The sequence below is a fragment of the Stenotrophomonas sp. GL_111 genome, from assembly GCF_057835245.1.
The window spans coordinates 1788766-1811414 of record NZ_CM174421.1; the positions used below are offsets into that span (position 1 = coordinate 1788766).

Consider the following 22649-nt stretch of genomic DNA (forward strand, 5'->3'; position numbering starts at 1 on the left):
GAAAAGCCCACCGCTCGCCTCACACCCAGAGCGAATCCGCTTTTGTTGATAGAACCATCTCTTGTCCGACGCAGGGCGGCGCTACCCGCACTCTGCGCCGTTCGGGTTGGCAGGCGTAAAATGTCGGCATGAACGAATCCCTCGAAAGCCACCTGGTCCACGGGCGCCGCCAGCGCCCGGACGGTCCGTCGCCGGTCGACGTCATCTCGGTACAGTCGCAGCTGGTCTACGGCTATGCCGGCAACAGTGCCGCGGTGCCGCCGTTGCGCGCGCTGGGCGTACGCGTGGCCGAAGTGCCCACCACGCTGCTGAGCAATGCGCCGTTCTACCCGACTACGCGCGGCCGCGTGCTGCCCGCCGACTGGTTCGCCGAACTCCTGCTGGGGGCCAGCGAACGCGGCCTGCCGCAGCGGGCGCGGATGCTGGTATCCGGCTATTTCGGCAGCGTCGGCAATGGCGCGGCCTTCGCCGATTGGCTCGATGACGTACTGCCGGCCTCGCCGCAGCTGCGCTACTGCCTGGACCCGGTCATCGGCGATACCCATACCGGCCCTTACGTGGAACCGGGGCTGGAAGCCGTGTTTGCCGAACGGCTGCTGCCGCATGCCTGGCTGGTCACCCCGAACGCATTCGAGCTGGGCCGTCTCACCGGCATGCCCAGCCTGGAAGAGGGCGATGCCATCGCCGCCGCGCAGGCGCTGCTCGCGCGTGGGCCGCAGTGGGTGCTTGCTCACAGTGTCGGTGGCGAGCCCGGCCAGCTGGTCACCCTGGCGGTCAGCCGCGAGGCGATCTGGCGCTGGTCCTCGCCGCACCTGCCGGTGGACGTGGCCGGTACCGGCGATGTGTTGATGTCGCTGCTGGTGGCGTTCCTGCTGCGCGGTGAATCGTTCGAACAGGCCATCTCGCGCGCGATCGCCGGCGTGCACGTCGCGCTGGAAACCACCCTGGCCAACGGCCACGAAGAGTTCGATGTGCTGGCCGCCGCGCCGGCCGCACTGGCCCTGCCGCGTCGCTTCGTTCCCGAGCGGCTGGCGTGAGTGCAGCACCGGTTGTCGTTGGCATCGTCGGCAGCGCCGGTGCCTACGGGCGCTGGCTGCGCGGCTTCCTGCAGCAGCGGATGGGCCTGCAGGTCATTGGCCATGATCCGGCCGACCCGCACTCCGAGGATCCGGAGACCCTGCTCGAACGTGCCGACGTGCTGGTGTTCTCCGCCCCGATCCGCCATACCCCGGCACTGATCGCCGATTATGTGCGCCGCTCGGCGGGGCGCGAAGCCGGACGACTGTGGCTGGACGTCACCTCGGTCAAAAGCGCACCGGTGGCCGCGATGCTGACCTCGCAGGCCGAGGTGGTCGGCCTGCATCCGATGACCGCACCGCCCAAGGCGCCCACCCTGAAGGGGCGGGTGATGGTGGTCTGCGAGGCACGCTTGTCGCGCTGGCAGCCGTGGGTGCAGCAGTTGTGCAGCGCCCTGGAAGCCGAATGCGTGCAGGCCACGCCCGAGCACCACGACCAGGTGATGGCGCTGGTGCAGGCGATGGTGCACGCCACCCACCTGGCCCAGGCCGGCGTGCTGCGCGAGTACGCACCGCTGCTGGGTACGCTCACCGAGCTGATGCCGTACCGCTCGGCGTCCTTCGAGCTGGACACTGCGATCATCGCGCGGATCCTGTCCTTGAACCCGGCCATCTACGAAGACATCCAGTTCGGCAACCCGCATGTCGCGCCCATGCTGGACCGCCTGCTCGCACAACTGCAGCAGCTGCGCGCGCAGGTGGCACAGGGCGACGACACCGCGCGCGCGGCGTTCCGCCAGCACCTGCTCGCCGACAATCGTGATGCGCTGGGCGAGCGCGTGCTGGCCGACGGCAACTACAGCTTCGAACGGGTCGGCTACCTGCTCGCCGACCTGACCGAACGCAACGCGATCAGCGTGCACCTGCCCGAAGACCGTCCCGGCTCCCTGCGTGAACTGCTGAACGTGTTCGAACGGCACGGCGTCAGCCTGGCCTCGATCCATTCCTCGCGCACCCCTGCCGGTGAAGTGCACTTCCGGCTCGGCTTCGTCGCCGGCAGCGATGCTCTGGCGATGCAGCAGGCCGCGCGTGAAATCGACGCCTCCGGCATCGGCCGGGTTCTGGCCCGCTGAGTCGCGGAGGTGCGTATTCATCCACAGGGGGTGTGGATGAGTGGCGCACAAACATGTGGATAACCGCGCGCAGCCGTTGCGGTATATCGCTGTCAAGATTGTTGGTCAGAAAATGACCAGGGGATCTGAGATTATTTTTTGTGGGGGTCTGCGCTGGCGGAAAAGGCAGCCACGCATGGCGCGGCTCTACCCGATCGGCGCAGCCGGCCAGCGGCCGGCTCTACCGTTATTCCGTGAGCGGCAGACAGCAAGTGACGCGTTGTCTTTGATCTGCGCCGGGCAAGCACCGATCAGGTGCTGAGCGTGAGCTCGCCGCCGCGCGTGCGGAACTGGCGGCCCTCGCGGTCCAGGTGCCGGCCATCGGCCAGCTCGTAACGCGGCGCGGGCTCGGCCGCACGTTCAGTGTTGCCTTGCCGCTCGGCTTTGAATTCGATGATCACGTAGCTCTCACCGTTGGCATCGGTGGCGGGGAACTGTCGGAACGACATCACGAACCTCCTGCAGCAGCGCGGGCCTGGGACGCCCGCACCATGCAACGCCGCACGTTAGCGGTGCGTCATCAATCGATGAACTGCAGTTTCGCCAGCTCCGCATACAGCCCACCTTCGGCCAACAACTCCTCATGCGTGCCCTGCGCGATGATCCGGCCGTGGTCCATCACCACGATCCGGTCGGCCTTCAGCACGGTCGCCAGGCGGTGCGCGATCACCAGCGTCGTCCGCCCCGCCATCAACCGCTCCAGCGCCTGCTGCACCGCACGTTCGCTCTGCGCATCGAGTGCGCTCGTGGCTTCGTCCAGCAGCAGGATCGGTGCGTCCTTCAGCAGCGCACGCGCAATCGCGATGCGCTGCTGCTGGCCACCGGACAGACGCGCGCCGCGTTCGCCCAGCTCGCTCAGGTAACCGTCCGGCAGCGCCTGCAGGAACTCATCGGCCTCGGCCGCTTCTGCCGCGCGCTGTACCTCTTCATCGCTGGCTTCCAACCGCCCATAACGGATGTTCTCCAGTGCCGTGCTGGCAAACAGCGTCGGTTGCTGCGGCACCAGCGCCATCTGTGCACGCAGCTGCGCCGGATCCACCTGGCGCACATCCACGCCATCGACCAGGATGCGGCCGGCCGCCGGATCGTGGAAGCGCAGCAGCATCGACAGCACCGTGCTCTTGCCAGCGCCGGAAGGCCCCACCAGCGCCACGGTCTCGCCTGGGCGCACGTGCAGGTTGAATTGCGCCAGCGCGGCGGTATCCGGGCGCTGCGGGTAATGGAAGACCACGTCTTCAAAACGGATCTCGCCGCGCAGGGGCTGCGGCAGCGGCTGTGGGTTGGCCGGGGCGGTGATCTCGATGTCTTCCTGCAACAGTTCGGCGATCCGCCCCATACCGCCGGAGGCGCGCTGCAGTTCGTTCCAGACTTCGGCCAGGGCGCCGACCGAACCACCGCCGATCAGCGCATACAACACGAACTGACCGAGCGTACCGGCGCTCATGCGGCGGTCGATGACATCGTGTGCGCCCAGCCACAGCACGCCGACGATGGCACCGAACACCAGCACGATCGCAGTGGCAGTCACGATCGACTGGGCACCGATGCGACGGCGGGCGGCACGGATCGACTCGCCCAGCGCCGCATTGAAACGGCCGCGTTCATACGGTTCGCGCGCATGCGCCTGCACCGTGCGTACCGCGCCCAGCGTTTCGGCAGCCAGGCTGTTGGCGTCGGCTACCCGGTCCTGGCTGGCGCGCGCGATATTGCGCAGCCGGCGTGCACCGATGATCACCGGCAGCACCGCCAGCGGAATGCCGACCAACGACCACACCGCCAGCCGCGGGCTGGTCACGAACAGCATCACCAGGCTGCCGACCACCGTGACGCTGCTGCGCAGGGCCACCGACATGGTCGAGCCGATCACGCTGCGCAGCAGCTCGCTGTCGGCAGTGAGCCGTGACACCAGCTCGCCGCTGCGGCTGCGGTCATGGAAACCCGCGCCCAGCGTGATCAGGTGCGTATACAGCCGGCTGCGCAGGTCGGCGACGACTTTTTCGCCCAGCAGCGAGACAAAGAAGAAGCGCGCGGCGGTGGCCAGTGCCATCACCACCGCAACCAGGAACAGCAGGGCGAAGGCGCGGTTGATCTGGCCATTGCTGTTGAAGCCGTGGTCGATCATCTGCTTGACCGCCGGCGGCAGGCTCAGCGTGGCCGCCGAGGACACCACCAACGCCACCAGCCAGGCGCTGAACAGCCCGGAATGACGACGCACGAACGGCCACAGCGTGCCCAGGCTGCCAAGCCGGCGCAGCGAAGGGGGCGGGGTGGTGGGGCTGTCAGTCATTCAGGGGGCCAGGGTCAGTGTGCAGTTCAATGCGGATACGATCACGGGTGGCGTCGCGCAGGCGGCTTTTCAATGGGTCGACCTGATCGGCAGGCAAACGCACCTGCAGTTCGACCCCGGCGGCGGTGAAGGTTTCGGCGCGCTTCTCGGCGCCGTGCCCGGCCAGTGCGGCGTGCAGCGCGCCCAGGTCTTCGAAGGCGGCGTGGATGTCCAGCTCGGCCAAGGCGATCAGCGGCAGCCGTGGGGCCGTACGCAGGCATTCGGCGGCGGTGCCGCCATAGGCACGGACCAGACCACCGGCCCCCAGTTTGATGCCGCCATACCAGCGGATCACCACCACCATCACCCGGTCGAAGCCCTGGCCGTCGATCGCGGCCAGGATCGGTCGACCGGCGGTGCCGGCGGGCTCGCCATCATCACTGGAGCGGTATTCGTTGCCGTAACGGTAGGCCCAGCAGTTATGGGTGGCATCGGCGACGGCCACCTGCTGCAGGAAGGTCAGGGCGGCGGCCGCATCGGCGATCGGCGCAGCGTGCGCGATGAAGCGGCTGTGCTTGATCTCCAGGCTGTGGCTGGCAGGGGTGGCGAGCGTATCGGGCATTCCCACCATTCTAGTGGGCCTGCCCGATTCCGGTGCGGGTCAGTTGTCCAGCAGCTGGCGCAGATCGTGCGGTATGCGCACTTCCGGGTACTGCTGCAGGTAGCGCTCCAGGCTGGCACGCGCGGTGTCGCGGTCACCGGCATCGCGGCGTTCGCGGATGCGTTTGATCCACTGCTTGCGTGGCAGCGCGGCATCGGCCTCGACTTCAGCGCTGAGCGTGTCGGCGCTGACCGCATCGGCGGCGACAGCGGAGACTTCTTCGGCAGTGCTGCGTTGGGCGCGCCGCATCACACCCGGTGCACCGCTGCTGCGCATCAGCTCGCCGGCCACGGGCGCGGCCATGCTGTTGCTGGACTTGGCCCGTGCGCTCTCCTGGAGTGGGGCGCCGGTGGTGGTGACCGGCTCCGGTGCGGCGGCGGGCGCAGCGACCGAATCCATGGCGTACGCCTGGGCGGCCTGCGGCGCGGGAGGTGCCGCCGCTGGCGCGGGCGGTGCGGGCCGCACCGGTGCCGCCACCGGTGCGGGCTTGGGCGGCTGCAGTGCCGGCGGGGTGGGCGCGGCCATGGGCGACGGCGGTGGCGGTGCGGCCCAGGGCCGGGCGGGCGCACTGTCCTTGGCGGATGCGGCGCGTTCGGCGGTGGCCGTAGCGGCCGCTTCGGCCGCCGCAGCGGGAGCATCGGGCGCTGCCGCCGCCGGCGACGCCTGCTCGGCCGCACTTGGAATCTGCGGTGCGTCCGGCTTCAGCTGCCAGGCAATACCGACTGCGAACACGACAGAAGCGGCGACGCCCAGCATCGCCGGCAATCGCGAGCGCGGCCGCCGCGCGCGTGGGCTGGCCTCCGCCACGGCGGCGGCTGCGGCGTCCTGCACGGGCGTCGGGCTCTGCACGGCGGCACGTGCCGCCGCCAGCACCGCATCATCCAGCGCGGCGGACGGCACGCTCGGCGTGGCACGGCCGAGCAGGCGGGCCAGGTCGCGTTCTTCCGGGGTCAGGGGATCGGGGCCGTTCATTCGTTCATTCCCGCGCGCAGCTTGTCCATCGCGTAGCGCAGCCGCGACTTGACGGTCTCCCGGCCGACGCCGGTGATCTGGGCGATGTCTTCCAGGCTCAGCTCCTGCTCCAGTCGCAGCTGCAGCACTTCACGCTGCTCCTCGGGCAGCTGTTCCATGGCCAGTTGCAGGCGGCGGCGCTGTTCGAATTCGGACAACTGGGTTTCTGGCGTGCGGCTGTCGCTCATCCGCGCCACGCGCTCGTCGGCATCGCCGGGTGCCGCAGGCCGATGCCGCGCCGCACGCCAGTGGTCGTTGAGACGATTGTGGGCGATGCGGAACAACCAGGTGGTGAAGGCGGCGTCAGGCTGCCAGCCGGCACGTGCGGCGATCACCCGCTGCCACACATCCTGGAACATCTCATCGGCCAGCGCGCCATCACGCAGCTGGCGCAGCAGGAAGCTGTACAGGCGGCTGCGGTGGCGCCCGTACAGGGTTTCGAACGCGCGCAGGTCGCCACTGGCCCAGGCCAGCATCAGCGACTCGTCGGTTGGCAGGGCAGCGGCGTCCACGGCGCACAGAGTAAGCGCTGGGCGGCATTCCGCATAGCCGCTCACGGGGGGCGGCAGGGCAGGCGACGACACGCTGGCAACAAGGGTAGGCACACCTTCTTCAACGTCCATCGGCGATGATCGGGGTTGCCGGTCTTCCATTGCCCCCCGGTACGCGCGCTATGCTCGGGGGACAGGGGAGGCGACGGGCATCCGGCGCCAGAATGAGATGAACATGTTGTCCAGTCAGGTAGACACGTCCTCGGGGCATCCGGAGCGTGACGCAGGGGTTTCCCCTGCGCTCGCGCAGACGCTGTGTGCGCTGCTGCCGCCCGGCGCGCGGGTGGCGCTGGCGTGGTCCGATCCGGGCCTGGGCGAGGGCGGCCAGGTGTTTCCGCCGTCGCGCGATCCTGCCGACGGGGTGGACGCCCTGCTGGGCGCGGACACCGCCGCGCAGGTGTCGCTGCAGCGCTGGCAGGACCAGGGCAGCGAGCTGGCGCTGAGCGCGGTATGTGTCGACGACGCTACTGCCGATGCGGCCTGGTGGGAGATGGGCCGCCTGACCCTGCAGGATGCTGTGGCACTGGCCCGGCAGCGCGAGCAGATCAAATCACTGGAGAACTCCAAGCGGCTGCAGCAGGCGCTCTATGAGATCGCCGACCTGGCCGGTGCGGACCTGGAAATGGCCGAGATGCTGCGCCATTTCCACCGCGTGCTGAATTCGCTGATGTATGCGCAGAACTGTTTCATCGTCGAGTACGACGATGTGCGCCGACGGGTGCGGTTCCTGTACTTCGCCGACCAGCAGGATGATTTCGTCGCCGACCCGGACCGCAGCTACGAAGAACATGAAATGCCGCGCAGCCTGACCTTCGCGCTGCTGCGCCACGGGCAGCCGTTGAGTGGGCCGTCCAACGAACTGTTGGCTGCGATGAACGATGAGTACGACCCGCAGCGGGGGCCGGAAAGCCTGGACTGGCTAGGGGTACCGATGCTGCGCGATGGCCGCGTGTGCGGCGCGATCGTGGTGCAGAGCTACGAGCAACGCGTGCGCTACAACGAGGCCGATCGCACCTTGCTGGGCTATGTGGCCCAGCACATTCTCACGGCGATGGACCGGCGCCAGGCGCAGGTGCAGCTCGAACGCCAGGTGGAACGGCGCACGCTGGAACTGCAGCGCGCCAACGGCAGCCTGCAGGACGAAGTGGTCGAACGCCGCCGCGCCGAAAAATTGCAGTTGGCGCTGTACAACATCGCCGAGATGGCGATGAGTGCCGAGAATCTGGGGCAGTTCTACGTGCAGGTGCACGCGGTCGTGAGCACCCTGCTGGATGCACGCAACTTCTACATCGCGCTGGTCAACGAAAGTGGCGATGGGCTGGAGTTCGTCTACTCGGTGGACGAATACAACGCCGCACGCGCGCCGCGTCCGTTCAGCAAGGGTCTGACCGAGCTGGTGGTACGCAACCGACAGCCGCTGCTGGCGTCGCGCGGGCAGATCGATGCGCTGCGCGATGCCGGTCGGGTACGCGAATTCGGCGCGCGCTCGCATTGCTGGCTGGGCGTGCCGCTGCTCAGTGATGACGACGTGGTCGGGGTGATCGTGGTGCAGAGCTACACGCCCGAGGTCAGTTTCACCCTGCACGACCAGCGCCTGCTGACCTTCGTGGCGCAGAACATCGGCAATGGTCTGGCCCGCCAGCGCGACCAGGAGCGGTTGCGCAATGCGCACGCCGAACTGGAAAAACGCGTGGCGGAACGCACCCGCGAGCTGGCCGAGGTCAACGACAAGCTGCTCGGCCAGATCGGTGAGCGGCTGCGCGCCGAGCAGCGGCTGACCCACCAGGCCATGCACGATGCGCTGACCGGTTTGCCCAACCGGCTGCACCTGCTGGACCGGCTGGAGGATGCGATCGAGCGCGCGCGGCAGCCGGGCGGGCCGGCGTTCGCGGTGCTGTTCCTGGACCTGGACCGCTTCAAGCTGGTCAATGACAGCATCGGCCACGCGGCCGGCGACCAGATGCTGGTCGAGGTGGCCAAGCGCATCGTCTCGATGGTGGGCGGCGAGGACGTGGTGGCGCGGCTGGGCGGCGACGAGTTCGCGATCCTGCTGCAGTGCGACCAGGGCCTGGCCTCCGCGCTGGAGTTCTCGCAACGCATGCTGGTGGCGCTGGAGGAGTCGATGTGGGTGAAGGGGCGCGAGCTGTTCCCGTCCGGCAGCCTGGGCATCGCGATGTGGAACCCGCGTTACCGCAATGGCGAGGAACTGGTGCGTGACGCCGACGCGGCGATGTACCGGGCCAAGGCACAGGGCAAGGACCGGTGCGCGGTGTTCGACGAGGCCATGCGCGAGGAAGCACTGCGCAGCCTGGACCTGGAGGCCGACCTGCGCCGGGCGATCATCAACCGTGATTTCCTGCCGTACTACCAGCCGATCATGCGCCTGGGCGATGGCGAGGTGGTGGGCTATGAAGCGCTGCTGCGCTGGCAGCACGAGCGGCGCGGGTTGCTGCTGCCCAGCGCGTTCCTGGACCTGGGCGAAGAGAGCGGGCTGATCGAGCAGGTGGACTGGCTGCTGTACGAAGAGGTGATCGGGCAACTGGCGCGCGGCGGTGAAGGCTATCTGTCGGTGAACGTGTCACCGCGGCATTTCCGCTCGGCCGATTTCACCTCGCGGCTGTTCGGCCTGATCGAGTCGGCCGGGGCCGATCCGCGCCGGCTGCGGTTGGAGATCACCGAGGTGGCCTTGCTCGACGATGGCCCACGCACGCTGCGGATCCTGCAGAACCTGCGCGATCGCGGGGTGCTGGTGCAGCTGGACGATTTCGGTACAGGCTTCTCGGCGCTGTCCTACCTGCACCGCTTCCCGATTTCCACGCTGAAGATCGACCAGAGTTTCATCGCCGGCCTGCATGGCCAGGATATCCAGAGCACCTACGCGCTGGTGCAGGGCGTGCTGTCGCTGGCGCGCACGCTGGGCATCGAGACGGTGGGCGAGGGCATCGAGAACGAGGCGCAGCGGCTGACGCTGCTGCAGCTGGGGTGCGATTACGGCCAGGGCTACCTGTTGGGTCGCCCTGCGCCGATGGCCTCCTTTGCCTAGTGCCGCGCCGGGCGCGGCACGCGTGCGTCAGCGCAGTGCGGCGCGACGCTTCTCGTCGATCCACTTGGAGGCCTGGGCCGGCTCGTAGGCGCGCATCCAGTCCAGCATGGCGTCGATATCCGAGCCGTACCACAGGTCCGCGCGCTGTTCCGGGTGCAGGAAACGCTCGTCGACCATGCGGTCGATCATGCCGATCAGTGGCGCGTAGAAGCCATCCACGTCGAGGAACGCGCAGGGCTTGTTGCCGATCCCCAGCTGGCGCCAGGTGAGCATTTCGAAGATCTCTTCCATGGTGCCGAAGCCGCCGGGCAGGGCGACGAAGGCATCGGAGAGGTCGAACATGCGCGACTTGCGCTCGTGCATCGAGCCGACGATTTCCAATTCGGTCAGGCCACGGTGGGCCACTTCCCAGTCGGCCAGCTGCTTGGGGATGACGCCGGTGACTTCGCCGCCGCCTTCCAGCACGGCGTTGGCCACCGTGCCCATCAGCCCGACATTGCCGCCGCCGTAGACCAGGCGCAGGCCGTCACGGGCGATGCGGTCGCCCAGCGCGATGGCGCGCTCGGTGTAGACCGGCTTGCTGCCGGCGTTGGAACCGCAATAGACGCAGATCGACTTCATGGGGGCTTCCTGTTGTGCGTGAATGTCGCGACCGGAAACGAAAACGCCCCGCCGAGGGCCGATGTTCCGGCTTCGTGACGGGGTGTGGTTTCGCGGATGCAGGTAGCGATTATCGCGCTTTCAGGGCGCTGGGGCCAATCGGGGCACCGACCCAGGGTCGGTGCCCACGCGTTGCTGGCGGTCAGGGTGCGGTCGGCAGACGTCAGGCCGCCTGGGACTGTTCGCGGCGCGGACCTTCCTTGAGTGCACGCCCGACCAGGCCGACCAGCAGGTCCAGTTCTTCGCTGTCCATACCGAAATGCGGGGTGAAGCGCAGCGAGTTCTCACCGCCATGGATGACGTTGATACCGTGGTTGCGCAGCCATTCCTCGGTGGAGCCGGTGCCGTAGCACTTGAACTGCGGCGCCAGCTCGCAGGAGAACAGCAGGCCGGTGCCCTGCACCTTGGTGATCAGCCCGCCCAGCTCGGTCTTGAGCTGTTCCAGCTTGCGCACGGCTTCCTCACCACGCACGCGGATGTTCTCGCGCACCTGCGGGGTGAGCAGCGACAGCGTGGCGCAGGCCACATCCAGCGCACGCGGGTTGGAGGTCATGGTGTTGCCGTAGATGCCCTTGCGGTACAGCTGCGCGGCATGTTCGGTGACCGCCAGGACCGACAGCGGGAACTGCGCGGCGTTGAGCGCCTTGGAGTAGGTCTCCATGTCCGGCACGTCCAGGCCTTCGAAGCCGGGGTAGTCAACGATCGACAGCACGCCATGCGCACGCAGGCCCGCCTGGATCGAGTCGAGCAGCAGCAGGCTGCCGTGCTGGCGGGTCAGTTCGCGGGCCAGCGCGTAGAACGACGGCGGCACCGAGCGGCCCGGGTCGCCTTCGCCCATCACCGGCTCCAGGAACACCGCTTCGATGAACCAGCGGTTCTGTTCGGCCTCGGCGAACACGCGCTTGAGCGCGTCTTCATCGTAGGGGGCGATCGCGATCACCGAGTCCTCGCCACGGTAGCTGGCCAGGTGCTGCATGTAAGTCTTGCGGCTGGAGTCCGAGTACAGGCCCGGGCGGTCGGTGCGGCCGTGGAAGCTGCCCTTGACCACCACGCGCTTGATCTTCGCGCCGGCATGGCGGGCACCCGGATCGGTCTGCAGCTTGGCGTTGACGTCGGCGATGCGTGCGGCCAGGCCAACCGCCTCCGAACCGGAGTTCAGGCACATGAAGTGGCTGTACGGGCAGCCGCCGCGGCGGTGGCCGATCTCCTTGCGCAGGGCCTGGATGAAGCGCTGCTGGGACAGGCTGGGGGTCATCACGTTGGCCATCACCTGCGGTGCGGCCATGGCGTCCATCACCGCCTCGGGGGTGTGACCGAAGCCGAGCATGCCGTAACCACCGGCGTCATACAGCACGGCACCCTTCAGGGTGACGACCCAGGCGCCGCGGGCGGCGAGGGCGACGTACGGGGTGACGGCGTCATCGGCATAGAAATTGACGAAACCGTCCTGCATCGCGTCGATCTGGGCGCGCTCGTCCAGTGCCAGCAGGGCGCCCAGGTCGGCGCGCACGCGCTCGAATTCGGCGGCGGCGGCGTCGATGGCGGCGACCAGCTGCGGGTGGCCGGCGGCCAGGCGTTCAAGGGTGGCGTCATCCAGGCCGGCGGTGAGGCGGGTGCCGGGCTGGGCGCGAAGGGGGGCGAGGCGTTCGATGAAGCTCATTGCAGATCTCCTGAAACGATTGGCGGCACGGCTGAAATGCAAAACGCGCGTCTATTCGCGCGCGCTTCGGGCATTCCTGCTCGTGCATCAGACTTCCAGCCCGATGCTAGCACGCGCCTTTTCGCGCGATAACCCCGCAAAAAACTGTTGCAAAGCAGCATTTTGCGCGACGTTTGCCAGATCCTGCATTGCCACCGAGGGCCAGTCGTACAATGCCCGACATTGCCTACACGTTGCCGTGCGTCTCTTGAAAAAGTCCGATTTCCATTACGACCTCCCGCCCGAGCTGATCGCCCAGGCGCCCTTGGCCGAGCGCTCGGCCAGCCGCCTGATGCTGGTGCCGCCGGCGCCTGCCGCCTTTGAACATCGCCAGGTGCGCGACCTGCCGGCGCTGCTGCGCGCAGGCGACTTGTTGATATTCAACGACACCCGGGTGATCCCGGCGCGGCTGTTCGGCCAGAAGGCCAGCGGCGGGCGGGTCGAGATCCTGATCGAGCGTCTGCTCGGCGCGCAGCAGGCACGGGCCCAGGTCGGGGCCAGCAAGTCGCCCAAACCGGGCAGCCGGATCGCCCTGGATGCCGGCGGCGAGGCTGAGGTGCTGGGCCGCGACGGCGAGTTCTATGTGCTCACGTTCCATGTGCCCGAGCCGCTGGAGCAGTGGTTGCTGCATGCCGGCCAGCTGCCGTTGCCGCCCTACATCCAGCGCGCGCCGGGCCTGGACGACCGCGAGCGCTACCAGACCGTGTTCGCCCGCGAAGTGGGCGCGGTGGCCGCACCCACGGCCGGCCTGCATTTCGATGAGGCGCTGCTGGCCACGCTGAAGGCACAGGGCGTGGACTTCGGCCACGTCACCCTGCACGTGGGCGCAGGAACGTTCCAGCCGGTACGCGTGGACGACCTGAAAGAGCACGTGATGCACCGCGAATGGCTGAATGTGGGCGCTGAACTGGTCCAGCAGGTCCGCCGCACCCGCGCCGCTGGCGGCCGGGTGATCGGGGTGGGCACCACCGTGGTGCGTGCGCTGGAAAGCGCGATGCGTGACGGCGAGCTGCTGCCGTACGCCGGGGAAACCCAGATCTTCATCACCCCCGGCTACCGGATCCGCAGCGTGGACGCGCTGCTGACCAACTTCCACCTGCCCGAAAGCACCCTGCTGATGATGATCTCGGCCTTCGCCGGGCAGCCCCGCGTGTTCGAGGCCTACCAGGCGGCCATCGCCGAGAAATACCGCTTCTTCAGCTACGGCGACGCCATGTTGCTGTTCCCCAAGGGGGAGTGACGGGGGCGGGCAGGGCGGTCGGGGCTGTTTTCAGCGACAATGGGCAATTATTTGCCCGAATCCCGCTCCATGTCCCGACTCCAGTTCCAGCTCAAGACCACCGACGGTCGCGCCCGCCGCGGCCGCCTGACCTTCCCGCGTGGAACCGTGGAAACCCCGGCCTTCATGCCGGTGGGCACCTACGGCACGGTCAAGGGCATCCTGCCCGAGCAGATCCGTGCGCTGGGGGCCGAGATCATCCTGGGCAACACCTTCCACCTGTATCTGCGCCCGGGCCTGGACGTGATCGCCGACCACGGCGGCCTGCACGGCTTCGCGCGCTGGAACGGCCCGATCCTGACCGACTCCGGCGGTTTCCAGGTGTTCTCGCTGGCCCACCGCCGCAAGATCACCGAACAGGGCGTGACCTTCGCCTCGCCCACCGACGGCGCCCGCGTGTTCCTGGGCCCGGAAGAGAGCATGCGGATCCAGAAGGTGTTGGATTCGGACGTCGTGATGATCTTCGACGAATGCACGCCGTACCCGGCCACCGAGCCGGTGGCGCGCGCCTCGATGGAGCTCAGCCTGCGCTGGGCCCTGCGCAGCCGGGATGCCCACGATGAGCTGGGCAACGACGCGGCCCTGTTCGGCATCGTCCAGGGCGGGGTCCACCACGACCTGCGCAGCCGCTCGGCCGAGGGCCTGCAGAAGATCGGCTTCGATGGCTATGCCATCGGCGGCCTGGCGGTGGGCGAGCCCGAGCACGAGCGCAACGCCATGCTCGACCACCTGCACCCGATCCTGCCGGCCGACCGCCCGCGCTACCTGATGGGCGTGGGCCGCCCGGAAGACCTCGTCGAAGGCGTCGCCCGCGGCGTGGACATGTTCGATTGCGTGATGCCCACCCGCAACGCCCGCAACGGCCACTATTTCACCTCCTTCGGCACGGTCCGCATCCGCAATTCACGCTACCAGCGCGACATGGATACCATCGAGCCGGGCTGCGGCTGCCATGCCTGCACCAGCGGTTACACCCGGTCCTACCTGCGCCATCTGGACCGCTGCAACGAAATGCTGGCGCCGATGCTGGGCACCATCCACAACCTGTATTACTACGAGAAGCTGATGGCCGACATGCGCGCAGCCATCGAGGCGGGAACCTTTGCCGCCTTCCGTGAGTCCTTCTACGCAGCCCGTGGCATGGCCACGCCGGCGCTGTAAGGGGCCCGTACAGCACCCGACCGGCGCGAAGACCCTGTCGAACGGCCCAAGGACGAAGTCCCGGGGCCATGGCATACTTCGAGGCTGACCATCGTTTCGCGGCGCGCCCGGCCCCATTGCCGGGACGTCTCCCAACCCAAGGACACCTGCTTATGAACCTGATCGCCTTCCTGATTCCCGCCGCCCACGCCCAAGCCGCTGGCGGCCAGCCGGGCGGCGGCATGGGTCTGACCACGCTGCTGTTCCCGATCATCCTGATCGCGATCATGTACTTCCTGATGATCCGCCCGCAGATGAAGCGCCAGAAGGAACACAAGGCCATGCTGGAGAAGATCAAGCGCGGCGACGAAGTGCTCACCAACGGCGGCATCGCCGGCGTGGTCACCGACATCGGCGACAGCTTCATCACCATCGAAGTGGCCGACAACGTGCGCATCCGCGTGCAGAAGGGCGCCGTGGGCAACGTGCTGCCGACCGGCACGCTGAAGTCGGCCAACTGAGCCACTCCCTTTCCGATGCACAACCGCGGCGCCGGGATGGGCGCCGCGCGGGACCCAAGCAATGCTCGAATTTCCACGCTGGAAGTACTTCGTCATCCTGATCGTGCTGGCGCTCAGTGCGCTGTACGCGCTGCCCAATATCTACCAGAAGGACCCGGCCGTCCAGATCACCGCCAACCGCGGCGGGCAGATCGATGACGCCCTGCGCGACCGCGTGCTGGCCGAGCTCAAGCAGGCCGGGGTCCACAACCTGGGTGCGGAACAGGAAGGCGACAGCCTGATCGTCCGCCTGCCGGACCTGCAGTCGCAGGCCGCTGCCAGTGAGACGCTGCGTGACAGCGTGGGCGAAAACTACGTCGTCGCGCTGAACCTGGCGTCGACCGTGCCCGATTGGCTGGCCAAGCTGGGCGGTCGCCCGATGGTGCTCGGCCTGGATCTGCAGGGCGGTGTGCACTTCGTGCTGCAGGTCGACCAGAAGGCTGCCCTGGACAAGCGTCTGGACGCCTACGCCGAAGACGTGCGCACCAGCCTGCGCGATGCCCGCATCGCCTACCAGTCGGTGGAGCGTCGTGCGGACAACAGCATCATCGCCACGATCAGCCCGTCCGCCGGTGCCGATGCCGTGGCCCGCGCCCGTGAGGTGATGGTCAAGGCGCAGCCGACGCTGGGCTATGAGGTCAACGACAACCGCATCGCGGTGAAGGTGCCGGAGGCCGAGCTGAACCAGATCGCCAACGGTGCCATCGAGCAGAACATCAACACGCTGCGCAACCGTGTCAACCAGCTGGGTGTGGCCGAGCCGATCATCCAGCGCCAGGGTGCCGACCGCGTGGTGGTGCAGTTGCCGGGCGTGCAGGACACCGCCGAAGCCAAGCGCATGATCGGTGCCACCGCGACGCTGGAATACCGCGCCGTGGTGGATGGCAATGCCCAGGATGCAATCACCAGCGGCCGCATTCCGCCGGAGGCCAAGGTCTACCAGCGTCGTGACAACGGCGGCCCGGTGTTGCTCAACAAGCGCGTGATCGTCACCGGTGACCAGATGGTCGCCGCGCAGGCCACCACCGACCAGAACGGCGCCGCGGCGGTCAGCGTGACGCTGAACAATGTCGGCGGCCAGCGCATGTTCGACTTCACCAGCGCCAACGTGAACAAGCCGATGGCGGTGGTCTACACCGAGCGCATCCCGACCGTGACCCTGGTCGACGGCCAGGAAGTGCGCAGCTTCCGGGTCAAGGAAGAAGTGATCTCGGTGGCCAACATCAACGGTGTGTTCGGCAAGAACTTCCAGACCACCGGTCTGGAGAAGAAGGAAGCCGAAGACCTGGCCAAGCTGCTGAAGTCCGGCTCGCTGGCCGCGCCGATGGACTTCGTGGAAGAGCGCGTGGTCGGCCCGAGCCTGGGTGCGGAGAACGTCAAGAACGGCATCACCGCGGTGGTGTACGCGTTCCTGTTCACCCTGGTGTTCTTCAGCATCTACTACCGCATGTTCGGCGTGATCACCTCGCTGGCGATGCTGTTCAACCTGCTGATCGTGGTGGCGGTGATGTCGATGTTCGGCGCCACCATGACCCTGCCGGGCTTTGCCGGTCTGGCGCTGTCGGTGGGCCTGTCGGTCGACGCCAACGTGCTGATCAACGAGCGTATCCGTGAGGAACTGCGCGCAGGCATGCCGGGCAAGACCGCGATCGTGACCGGTTACGAGCGCGCCAGCGGCACCATCCTGGACGCCAACCTGACCGGCCTGATCGTGGGCGTGGCGCTGTTTGCCTTCGGCACCGGCCCGCTGAAGGGCTTCGCGCTGACCATGATCATCGGTATTTTCGCCTCGATGTTCACGGCGATCACCGTTTCTCGTGCTCTGGCGACGCTGATCTACGGCCGTCGCAAGAAGCTCCAGAACGTGGCCATCTAACGGGACGACTCGCACATGAAACTGTTTCCGCTGCACATCCTCCCGAACGACACCAAGATCGACTTCATGCGTTGGCGCCATGCCGCGATGGTGGTCACCCTGCTGCTGTTCGTGGGTTCGATCGCGTTGATCGCGACCAAGGGCTTCAACTACGCGTTGGACTTCACCGGCGGCACCCTGATCGAAGCGCGCTTCGAGCGTCAGGTTGACGTCGAGAGCGTCCGCGCCAAGCTTGAAGGCAATGGCTTCGAAGGCGCCCAGGTGCAGAGCTTCGGTGGCAACACCGACCTGCTGATCCGTCTGGCCCCGCAGGGCGAGCACGCCCCGGGCACCGGCAATTCGGCCAGTGACCAGCGCACTGCCGCCGCCGTGGTCAAGGCGATCTCCACTGGCGACAACAAGGCCACCGTCCTGCGCAACGAGTTCGTGGGTCCGCAGGTCGGCAAGGACCTGGCGATGAACGGTCTGTACGCCACCTTGTTCATGCTGGTGGGCTTCCTGATCTACATCGCGTTCCGCTTCGAGTGGAAGTTCGCCATCACCGCCAGCATCGTGGCGCTGTTCGACCTGCTGGTCACGGTGGCCTATGTGTCGGCCACCGGCCGCGAGTTCGACCTGACCGTGCTGGCCGGCCTGTTGTCGGTGATGGGTTTTGCCATCAACGACATCATCGTGGTGTTCGACCGCGTCCGCGAGAACTTCCGCAGCCTGCGCGTGGAGCCGCTGGAGGTGCTGAACCGTTCGATCAACCAGACGCTGTCGCGTACGGTGATCACCGCGGTGATGTTCTTCCTGTCGGCGCTGGCCCTGTACATGTACGGCGGCACCTCGATGGAAGGCCTGGCCGAAACCCACATGGTGGGTGCGGTGATCGTGGTGCTGTCCTCGATCCTGGTGGCCGTGCCGATGCTGACCATCGGTGCGCTGCGCGTGACCAAGCAGGACCTGCTGCCCAAGGCCAAGGACATCGAGGCGCTCGAGCGTCGTCCGTAAGCCACCGGCTGCATGAAGTACCTGGAAAGCCGCGCCCTGCGCGGCTTTTCTTTTGGCCGCAGGCAGGGGCCCGCGCCCTGCGGCAGCGCCGGGTCATGCCCGGCGGCTCTCCCGCCATGTTCGTAAATTTCAGCGCCGCCATACCCACCCGTCGGTTGTGCTGCAGGGCCCCGCGCACTACGATCCCATGCGTTCCGCGCAGCCGCCCCGGTGGCGCGCGTTGCCCCCTTTCATCGCGCAGGCCAGGCCTGCGCCAGTTCAATCGAGGTCTTCATGGTCATCAAACCGCGAGTGCGCGGCTTCATCTGCGTCACCACCCATCCCGTCGGCTGCGATGCGGCCGTCAAGCAGCAGATCGACTACATCCAGGCCAAGCCGAAGATCGTCAACGGCCCGAAGAAGGTGCTGGTGCTGGGCGCATCCACCGGCTACGGGCTGGCGGCACGGATCACCGCCGCCTTCGGCAGCGATGCGGCCACGCTGGGCGTGTTCTTCGAACGCCCGGGCACCGAGACCAAGCCGGGCACCGCAGGCTGGTACAACACCGCTGCGTTCCACAAGTACGCCGAGCAGGCCGGTCTGTACGCCAAGAGCGTCAACGGCGATGCGTTCTCCGATGAGGTCAAGGCTAAGGTCATCGAGCTGATCCGGCAGGACCTGGGCCAGGTCGACCAGGTGGTGTACAGCCTGGCCGCCCCGCGCCGCAAGCATCCCAAGACCGGTGAGGTGATCAGCTCCACGCTCAAGCCGATCGGTGCGCCGATCACCCTGCGCGGGTTGGATACCGACAAGGAAGTGATCACCGAAACCACGATCCAGCCGGCCAGCCCGGAAGAGATCGCCGGTACCGTGGCGGTGATGGGCGGCGAAGACTGGCAGATGTGGATCGACGCGCTGCTGGAGGCCGGCGTGCTGGCCGAAGGCGCCACCACCACCGCCTTCACCTATGTCGGCGAAGAGATCACCCAGGCGATCTACTGGAACGGCTCCATCGGCGCGGCCAAGAAGGACCTGGACCAGAAGGTGCTGGGCCTGCGCGAGAAGCTGGAGAAGATCGGCGGCGACGCACGCGTGTCGGTGCTCAAGGCCGTGGTGACCCAGGCAAGTTCGGCCATCCCGACCATGCCGCTGTACCTGTCGCTGCTGTTCAAGGTGATGAAGGCGCAGGGCACCCACGAAGGCTGCATCGAGCAGCTCGACACGCTGTACGACATCCTCTACGGCGGCCAGGACAGCGGCAACGCCGTCGAGCGCCTGCGCCACCAGTTGGTTGCCGACGACGGTCGCCAGGTCGAGCTGATCGACAATGACGGCCGCCTGCGCGCGGACTACAAGGAAATGTCGCCGGCGGTGCAAGGCGAGGTGGTGGGCCTGTGGCCGCAGGTCACCAACGAGAACCTGTACGAGATCAGCGACCTTGCCGGCTACAAGGCCGAGTTCCTGCGCCTGTTTGGTTTCGGCATCGACGGCGTGGATTACGACGCCGATGTGGCCACCGACGTGCAGATTCCGAACCTGGTCGACATGGCCTGAGCACACGTGCCCACCGTGGGTGGGCACTGGCAACGCCATCGATGACGACGCACGAACGCCGGGTGATTACCCGGCGTTTTTCGTTGCAGCGGGGTCATCGTCGCGATGGATGGCGATGGCCAGCAGCAGGGCGACGCCGGCACAGCCTGCGGCCAGCCCGAGATTGGCACCCACGCCCAGCTGATCCAGCACTTGGCCGCCGGCCCACGATCCCACTGCAATGCCGACATTGAACACGCCGACATACAGCGCCGTGGCGATCTCCAGTGCATGCGGCGCGGCTCTCATCATCGCGCTCATCAGGCCGACCGAAACGCCGCCGTAGGCCAGGCCCCAAACCAGCAACGTCATCGCACCGCCAAGCGGGGTGTCACCCAGCGTCAGCCACAGGGCCGGCGTGAGCAGCAGCCCGGTGGCAATCGCGATCACCACCGGGCCGGGGCGGCGGCCGGCAACGATACCGGCGAGGAAATTGCCGGCAATGCCGGCGATGCCGTAGCCGAACAGCAGCGGGCCGATCCCGCTGGCCTGGAACCCGGACACCGTCAACAGCAGCGGCCGTACGAAGGTGAAGGCCATGAAGTGGCCCGCCACCAGCAGCAGGGTCAGCAGCAGCACGGCCTGCAGTCGCCGGTTGGAAAACGCCCCGCGCAGTTGTCGCGCCGTGGCCGAGGCAGCCACCGGCAGCGCCGGCATCACGGCCAGGTGCAGCAGCAGGACCCCGCCGCTGAGCAGCGCCATGCCACCAAATGCCCAACGCCAGCCGGCAAGCTCGCCGATCCACGCGCCCAGCGGCACACCCAGCACCGAAGCCGCCGCCACGCCGCCGAAGATGATCGACGTTGCCAGGCCGATCGCGTGGGCAGGCACCAGCCGGGCCGCCAAACCACCGGCAATGGCCCAGATGCCGCCCATGCAGAACCCGACCAGTGTGCGTGCCGCCAGCATCCAGCCCATGTCCGGCGCCAGCGCCGAGGCGATGTTGGCGAAGATCAGCATCGCGAGCAGGCCGCACAGGATCCAACGCCGGTCCACCCCACCCGAGGCGATCACCACGACCGGTGCGAACAGCGCGGCGAGCAGGGCAGGCAGGGAAATGGTCAGCCCTACGGTTCCAGTGCTGGCGCCGAGGCTGTCGGCCATACCGGTCAGCAGCCCAACCGGGAGCATTTCGGTGGTCACCACTGCGAACGTCGACAGGCCCACCGCAGCCACGGCCAGCCATGCGCGGCGTGCCGATGCCGTTGGTGTAGAAGAGGAAGGGGTCATGGCGTGGCACCGTGCACGGCCAGGCGGCGGTGTCCCCATACGGCGATCACCAGGACCAGCACACCGGCAGCCAGCGCGGTGCTGAAGCCGGCCCGTGCGCCATGGCCGTCCACCATCTGCCCGGCGACCGCCGCGCCCAGCGCCACGCCAACGTTCAGGCCCGCCAGCAGCCAGGTCATGCCTTCGGTCAGGCGCTGCGCAGGCACCAGGCGCTCGACCAGCGACATCGCCACGATCAGGGTGGGCGCGAAGAACACGCCGGCGAGCAACACCGCGGCGGCCAGCGCCGGAATGCTGCCCACCGCCAGCAGCGGCAGGGTGGTGGCGGCCGTGGCCGCACCGCCGATCAACAGCAGACGATGCATCGGCGTGCGCAGCTTGAGCAGGCCGAACAGCAGCCCGGCAACGCACGAACCCAGGGCATACGCGGAGAGCACCAGACTGGCCGCAGCCGGATGACCCTGGGCGTTGGCGAAGGCAACGCTGACAATATCCACGGTGCCCACGATGACGCCCATCGCCACCATCAGCAGGGCCAGCAACCGCACGCCCGCGAGCCGCATCAGCGGGCCGCTGCGGTCGGCGGCCGACACGTCCGCCAGCGCGGGTTCGGTGCGGCGCTGCGCGAGCAGGGCGCACGTACCCACGGCCAGCAGCAGCGCCGCCGCCAGCGGGCCGGCCTGCGGCAGCACCCCCACCGACAAGCCGACCGCCAGCGGCGGACCGGCGATGAAGGTGACTTCATCCAGCACGGTTTCCAGCGAGTAGGCGGTCTGCAGGCGCGGCTGGCCGCGGTAGATCGCCGTCCAGCGTGCGCGCACCATTGCCGACATGCTGGGCATGAAGCCGGCCAGCAGCGCACCGGCAAACAACGTCCAGACCGGTGCCTGCCAGGTGGCGCTGGCCAGCAGGATCAGCGTTCCGGTCACGCTCAGGGCGGTGGCGGCCGGCACGATGCGGCGTTGCCCATGCCGATCGACCCGGCGCGAGACCTGCGGCGACAGCAGGGCATAGGCCAGCACGAAGGTGGCCGACACCGCGCCGGCCAGCGCGTAGCTGCCGCGCAGCTGCACAAGCAGGGTGATGATGCCGATGCCGGTCATCGGCAGCGGGATCCGGGCCAGCAGCCCGGCAACCAGCAGCGCCCGGGTACCGGGTACGGCGAACAACGATCTATAGGAGTGGGTCACAGTGTGCTCTTGAAGGATTCGACTTGCCGGGCGGCGCGCGTCGGACAACAATACGTACGCTACGTATGTATAAAATCCTACATTCATACGTCGCGTATGTAAATAATCATTCGATCCGTATGTAAGGAGCACGCCGATGGTCCGCCGCACCCGCGCCGACATGGAAGCCACCCGCGCCAGCCTGTTGGCCACCGCCCGCAGGGTGTTCACCGCGCACGGTTACGCCGACACCTCGATGGATGACCTGACCGCCCAGGCCGGGCTGACCCGCGGCGCGCTCTACCATCACTTTGGTGACAAGAAGGGTTTGCTGGCCGCGGTGGTGGCGCAGATCGACGCGGAGATGGACGCGCGCCTGCAGGCCATCTCCACAGCGGCCCAGGACCCGTGGGAAGGATTTGGCCAGCGCTGCCGTGCCTATCTGGAAATGGCGCTGGAGGCGGACATCCAGCGCATCGTGCTGCGCGATGCCAGGGCGGTGCTCGGCGGGGCCACGCCCGAGTCACAGCGGCACTGCCTGGCGTCGATGCAGCAACTGATCACGCAGCTGGTGCAGGCGGGTATCGTGGATGACGTCGCGCCGCAGGCATTGGCCGCGCTGTTGTACGGCAGCCTGGCCGAAGCGGCGGTCTGGATTGCCGAGGGGGACGATGGCGCGGCGCGTCTGGCGCAGGCGATCGTCGCGCTGGACTGCCTGTTGCGCGGGCTGCGGGTCAAGCCCTGATCCCCC

Annotated in this window: 19 protein-coding genes; 10 read left to right on the forward strand and 9 right to left on the reverse strand. The window is 67.7% G+C overall.

Features of this window, described 5'->3' with window-relative positions:
• Window positions 1-128: 128 nt before the first annotated feature.
• Both pdxY and AC3IPM_RS08315 read left to right on the forward strand, forming a co-directional pair.
• Window positions 129-1037, forward strand: a complete 909-nt coding sequence (gene pdxY / locus AC3IPM_RS08310; protein WP_489303472.1) for a pyridoxal kinase — start codon at window positions 129-131, stop codon at window positions 1035-1037.
• The gene (locus tag AC3IPM_RS08315) at window positions 1034-2149 is read left to right on the forward strand and encodes a prephenate dehydrogenase (RefSeq protein ID WP_489303473.1); all 1116 of its coding nucleotides are present in this window, start codon (window positions 1034-1036) and stop codon (window positions 2147-2149) included. Before pdxY ends, AC3IPM_RS08315 begins: the two co-directional genes overlap by 4 nt.
• 290 nt (window positions 2150-2439) lie before the next feature.
• Here AC3IPM_RS08315 and AC3IPM_RS08320 read toward each other — a convergent pair whose 3' ends face one another.
• The 5 genes from AC3IPM_RS08320 to AC3IPM_RS08340 all read right to left on the reverse strand — a co-directional run bounded on the left by AC3IPM_RS08320 (window position 2440) and on the right by AC3IPM_RS08340 (window position 6602).
• The gene (locus AC3IPM_RS08320) at window positions 2440-2637 is read right to left on the reverse strand and encodes a hypothetical protein (protein WP_489303474.1); all 198 of its coding nucleotides are present in this window, start codon (window positions 2635-2637) and stop codon (window positions 2440-2442) included.
• 71 nt (window positions 2638-2708) lie between these two features.
• Window positions 2709-4475, reverse strand: coding sequence for an ABC transporter transmembrane domain-containing protein (locus AC3IPM_RS08325; RefSeq protein ID WP_489303475.1), 1767 nt, complete (start codon window positions 4473-4475; stop codon window positions 2709-2711).
• Window positions 4468-5076 carry an IMPACT family protein gene (locus AC3IPM_RS08330; RefSeq protein ID WP_489303476.1) on the reverse strand — a complete coding sequence of 203 codons (609 nt, stop codon included), beginning with the start codon at window positions 5074-5076 and terminating at the stop codon, window positions 4468-4470. Before AC3IPM_RS08330 ends, AC3IPM_RS08325 begins: the two co-directional genes overlap by 8 nt.
• Before the next feature lie 39 nt (window positions 5077-5115).
• Window positions 5116-6087: a hypothetical protein gene (locus AC3IPM_RS08335; RefSeq protein WP_489303477.1), complete on the reverse strand. Its 972-nt coding sequence runs from the start codon at window positions 6085-6087 to the stop codon at window positions 5116-5118.
• Window positions 6084-6602: an RNA polymerase sigma factor gene (locus AC3IPM_RS08340; protein ID WP_489304050.1), complete on the reverse strand. Its 519-nt coding sequence runs from the start codon at window positions 6600-6602 to the stop codon at window positions 6084-6086. The genes AC3IPM_RS08335 and AC3IPM_RS08340 overlap by 4 nt, the downstream gene beginning before the upstream one ends.
• 250 nt (window positions 6603-6852) lie before the next feature.
• Between AC3IPM_RS08340 and AC3IPM_RS08345 the strand changes: the two genes are divergently transcribed.
• Complete coding sequence (locus AC3IPM_RS08345) at window positions 6853-9720, forward strand: bifunctional diguanylate cyclase/phosphodiesterase (RefSeq protein ID WP_489303478.1); 2868 nt, start codon at window positions 6853-6855, stop codon at window positions 9718-9720.
• A gap of 27 nt (window positions 9721-9747) precedes the next feature.
• Here the strand turns inward: AC3IPM_RS08345 and AC3IPM_RS08350 are convergent, their stop codons facing one another.
• Both AC3IPM_RS08350 and AC3IPM_RS08355 read right to left on the reverse strand, forming a co-directional pair.
• Window positions 9748-10341 (reverse strand): LOG family protein, encoded by a 594-nt coding sequence (locus AC3IPM_RS08350; RefSeq protein WP_489303479.1) that lies wholly within the window; start codon window positions 10339-10341, stop codon window positions 9748-9750.
• A gap of 202 nt (window positions 10342-10543) precedes the next feature.
• Window positions 10544-12040, reverse strand: a complete 1497-nt coding sequence (locus AC3IPM_RS08355) for an aminotransferase class III-fold pyridoxal phosphate-dependent enzyme (RefSeq protein ID WP_489303480.1) — start codon at window positions 12038-12040, stop codon at window positions 10544-10546.
• A gap of 247 nt (window positions 12041-12287) precedes the next feature.
• Here AC3IPM_RS08355 and queA point away from each other — a divergent pair, with 247 nt between their 5' ends.
• The 6 genes from queA (at window position 12288) to fabV (ending at window position 19460) form a co-directional block, all read left to right on the forward strand.
• Window positions 12288-13319 carry a tRNA preQ1(34) S-adenosylmethionine ribosyltransferase-isomerase QueA gene (gene queA / locus AC3IPM_RS08360; protein WP_489303481.1) on the forward strand — a complete coding sequence of 344 codons (1032 nt, stop codon included), beginning with the start codon at window positions 12288-12290 and terminating at the stop codon, window positions 13317-13319.
• Window positions 13320-13388: 69 nt separating this feature from the next.
• Window positions 13389-14519 carry a tRNA guanosine(34) transglycosylase Tgt gene (gene tgt, locus AC3IPM_RS08365; RefSeq protein WP_489303482.1) on the forward strand — a complete coding sequence of 377 codons (1131 nt, stop codon included), beginning with the start codon at window positions 13389-13391 and terminating at the stop codon, window positions 14517-14519.
• A 152-nt stretch (window positions 14520-14671) separates the two neighbouring features.
• Window positions 14672-15019 (forward strand): preprotein translocase subunit YajC, encoded by a 348-nt coding sequence (gene yajC, locus AC3IPM_RS08370; RefSeq protein WP_489303483.1) that lies wholly within the window; start codon window positions 14672-14674, stop codon window positions 15017-15019.
• Between the two features lie 61 nt (window positions 15020-15080).
• Complete coding sequence (gene secD, locus AC3IPM_RS08375; protein ID WP_489303484.1) at window positions 15081-16934, forward strand: protein translocase subunit SecD; 1854 nt, start codon at window positions 15081-15083, stop codon at window positions 16932-16934.
• 15 nt (window positions 16935-16949) lie between these two features.
• Window positions 16950-17927, forward strand: a complete 978-nt coding sequence (secF, locus tag AC3IPM_RS08380) for a protein translocase subunit SecF (RefSeq protein WP_489303485.1) — start codon at window positions 16950-16952, stop codon at window positions 17925-17927.
• Window positions 17928-18200: 273 nt separating this feature from the next.
• Entirely contained in the window at window positions 18201-19460 is a 1260-nt protein-coding gene (gene fabV / locus AC3IPM_RS08385; protein WP_489303486.1) for an enoyl-ACP reductase FabV, read from the forward strand.
• Window positions 19461-19526: 66 nt separating this feature from the next.
• Here fabV and AC3IPM_RS08390 read toward each other — a convergent pair whose 3' ends face one another.
• Both AC3IPM_RS08390 and AC3IPM_RS08395 read right to left on the reverse strand, forming a co-directional pair.
• On the reverse strand, window positions 19527-20729 hold the full coding sequence (locus AC3IPM_RS08390; protein ID WP_489303487.1) for an MFS transporter: 1203 nt from the start codon (window positions 20727-20729) through the stop codon (window positions 19527-19529).
• Entirely contained in the window at window positions 20726-21919 is a 1194-nt protein-coding gene (locus tag AC3IPM_RS08395; protein WP_489303488.1) for an MFS transporter, read from the reverse strand. The genes AC3IPM_RS08390 and AC3IPM_RS08395 overlap by 4 nt, the downstream gene beginning before the upstream one ends.
• 136 nt (window positions 21920-22055) lie before the next feature.
• Between AC3IPM_RS08395 and AC3IPM_RS08400 the strand changes: the two genes are divergently transcribed.
• Window positions 22056-22643: a TetR/AcrR family transcriptional regulator gene (locus tag AC3IPM_RS08400; RefSeq protein ID WP_489303489.1), complete on the forward strand. Its 588-nt coding sequence runs from the start codon at window positions 22056-22058 to the stop codon at window positions 22641-22643.
• Window positions 22644-22649 lie beyond the last annotated feature (6 nt).

Excerpts from the sequence above, each read along its gene's own strand:
- pdxY (WP_489303472.1), top strand. The coding sequence starts at position 129 with ATGAACGAATCCCTCGAAAGCCACCTGGTCCACGGGCGCCGCCAGCGC.
- AC3IPM_RS08320 (WP_489303474.1), bottom strand. The coding sequence starts at position 2,637 with ATGTCGTTCCGACAGTTCCCCGCCACCGATGCCAACGGTGAGAGCTAC.
- AC3IPM_RS08325 (WP_489303475.1), bottom strand. The coding sequence starts at position 4,475 with ATGACTGACAGCCCCACCACCCCGCCCCCTTCGCTGCGCCGGCTTGGC.
- AC3IPM_RS08330 (WP_489303476.1), bottom strand. The coding sequence starts at position 5,076 with ATGCCCGATACGCTCGCCACCCCTGCCAGCCACAGCCTGGAGATCAAG.
- AC3IPM_RS08335 (WP_489303477.1), bottom strand. The coding sequence starts at position 6,087 with ATGAACGGCCCCGATCCCCTGACCCCGGAAGAACGCGACCTGGCCCGC.
- AC3IPM_RS08340 (WP_489304050.1), bottom strand. The coding sequence starts at position 6,602 with ATGCTGGCCTGGGCCAGTGGCGACCTGCGCGCGTTCGAAACCCTGTAC.
- AC3IPM_RS08345 (WP_489303478.1), top strand. The coding sequence starts at position 6,853 with ATGTTGTCCAGTCAGGTAGACACGTCCTCGGGGCATCCGGAGCGTGAC.
- AC3IPM_RS08350 (WP_489303479.1), bottom strand. The coding sequence starts at position 10,341 with ATGAAGTCGATCTGCGTCTATTGCGGTTCCAACGCCGGCAGCAAGCCG.
- AC3IPM_RS08355 (WP_489303480.1), bottom strand. The coding sequence starts at position 12,040 with ATGAGCTTCATCGAACGCCTCGCCCCCCTTCGCGCCCAGCCCGGCACC.
- tgt (WP_489303482.1), top strand. The coding sequence starts at position 13,389 with ATGTCCCGACTCCAGTTCCAGCTCAAGACCACCGACGGTCGCGCCCGC.
- yajC (WP_489303483.1), top strand. The coding sequence starts at position 14,672 with ATGAACCTGATCGCCTTCCTGATTCCCGCCGCCCACGCCCAAGCCGCT.
- secD (WP_489303484.1), top strand. The coding sequence starts at position 15,081 with ATGCTCGAATTTCCACGCTGGAAGTACTTCGTCATCCTGATCGTGCTG.
- secF (WP_489303485.1), top strand. The coding sequence starts at position 16,950 with ATGAAACTGTTTCCGCTGCACATCCTCCCGAACGACACCAAGATCGAC.
- fabV (WP_489303486.1), top strand. The coding sequence starts at position 18,201 with ATGGTCATCAAACCGCGAGTGCGCGGCTTCATCTGCGTCACCACCCAT.
- AC3IPM_RS08390 (WP_489303487.1), bottom strand. The coding sequence starts at position 20,729 with ATGACCCCTTCCTCTTCTACACCAACGGCATCGGCACGCCGCGCATGG.
- AC3IPM_RS08400 (WP_489303489.1), top strand. The coding sequence starts at position 22,056 with ATGGTCCGCCGCACCCGCGCCGACATGGAAGCCACCCGCGCCAGCCTG.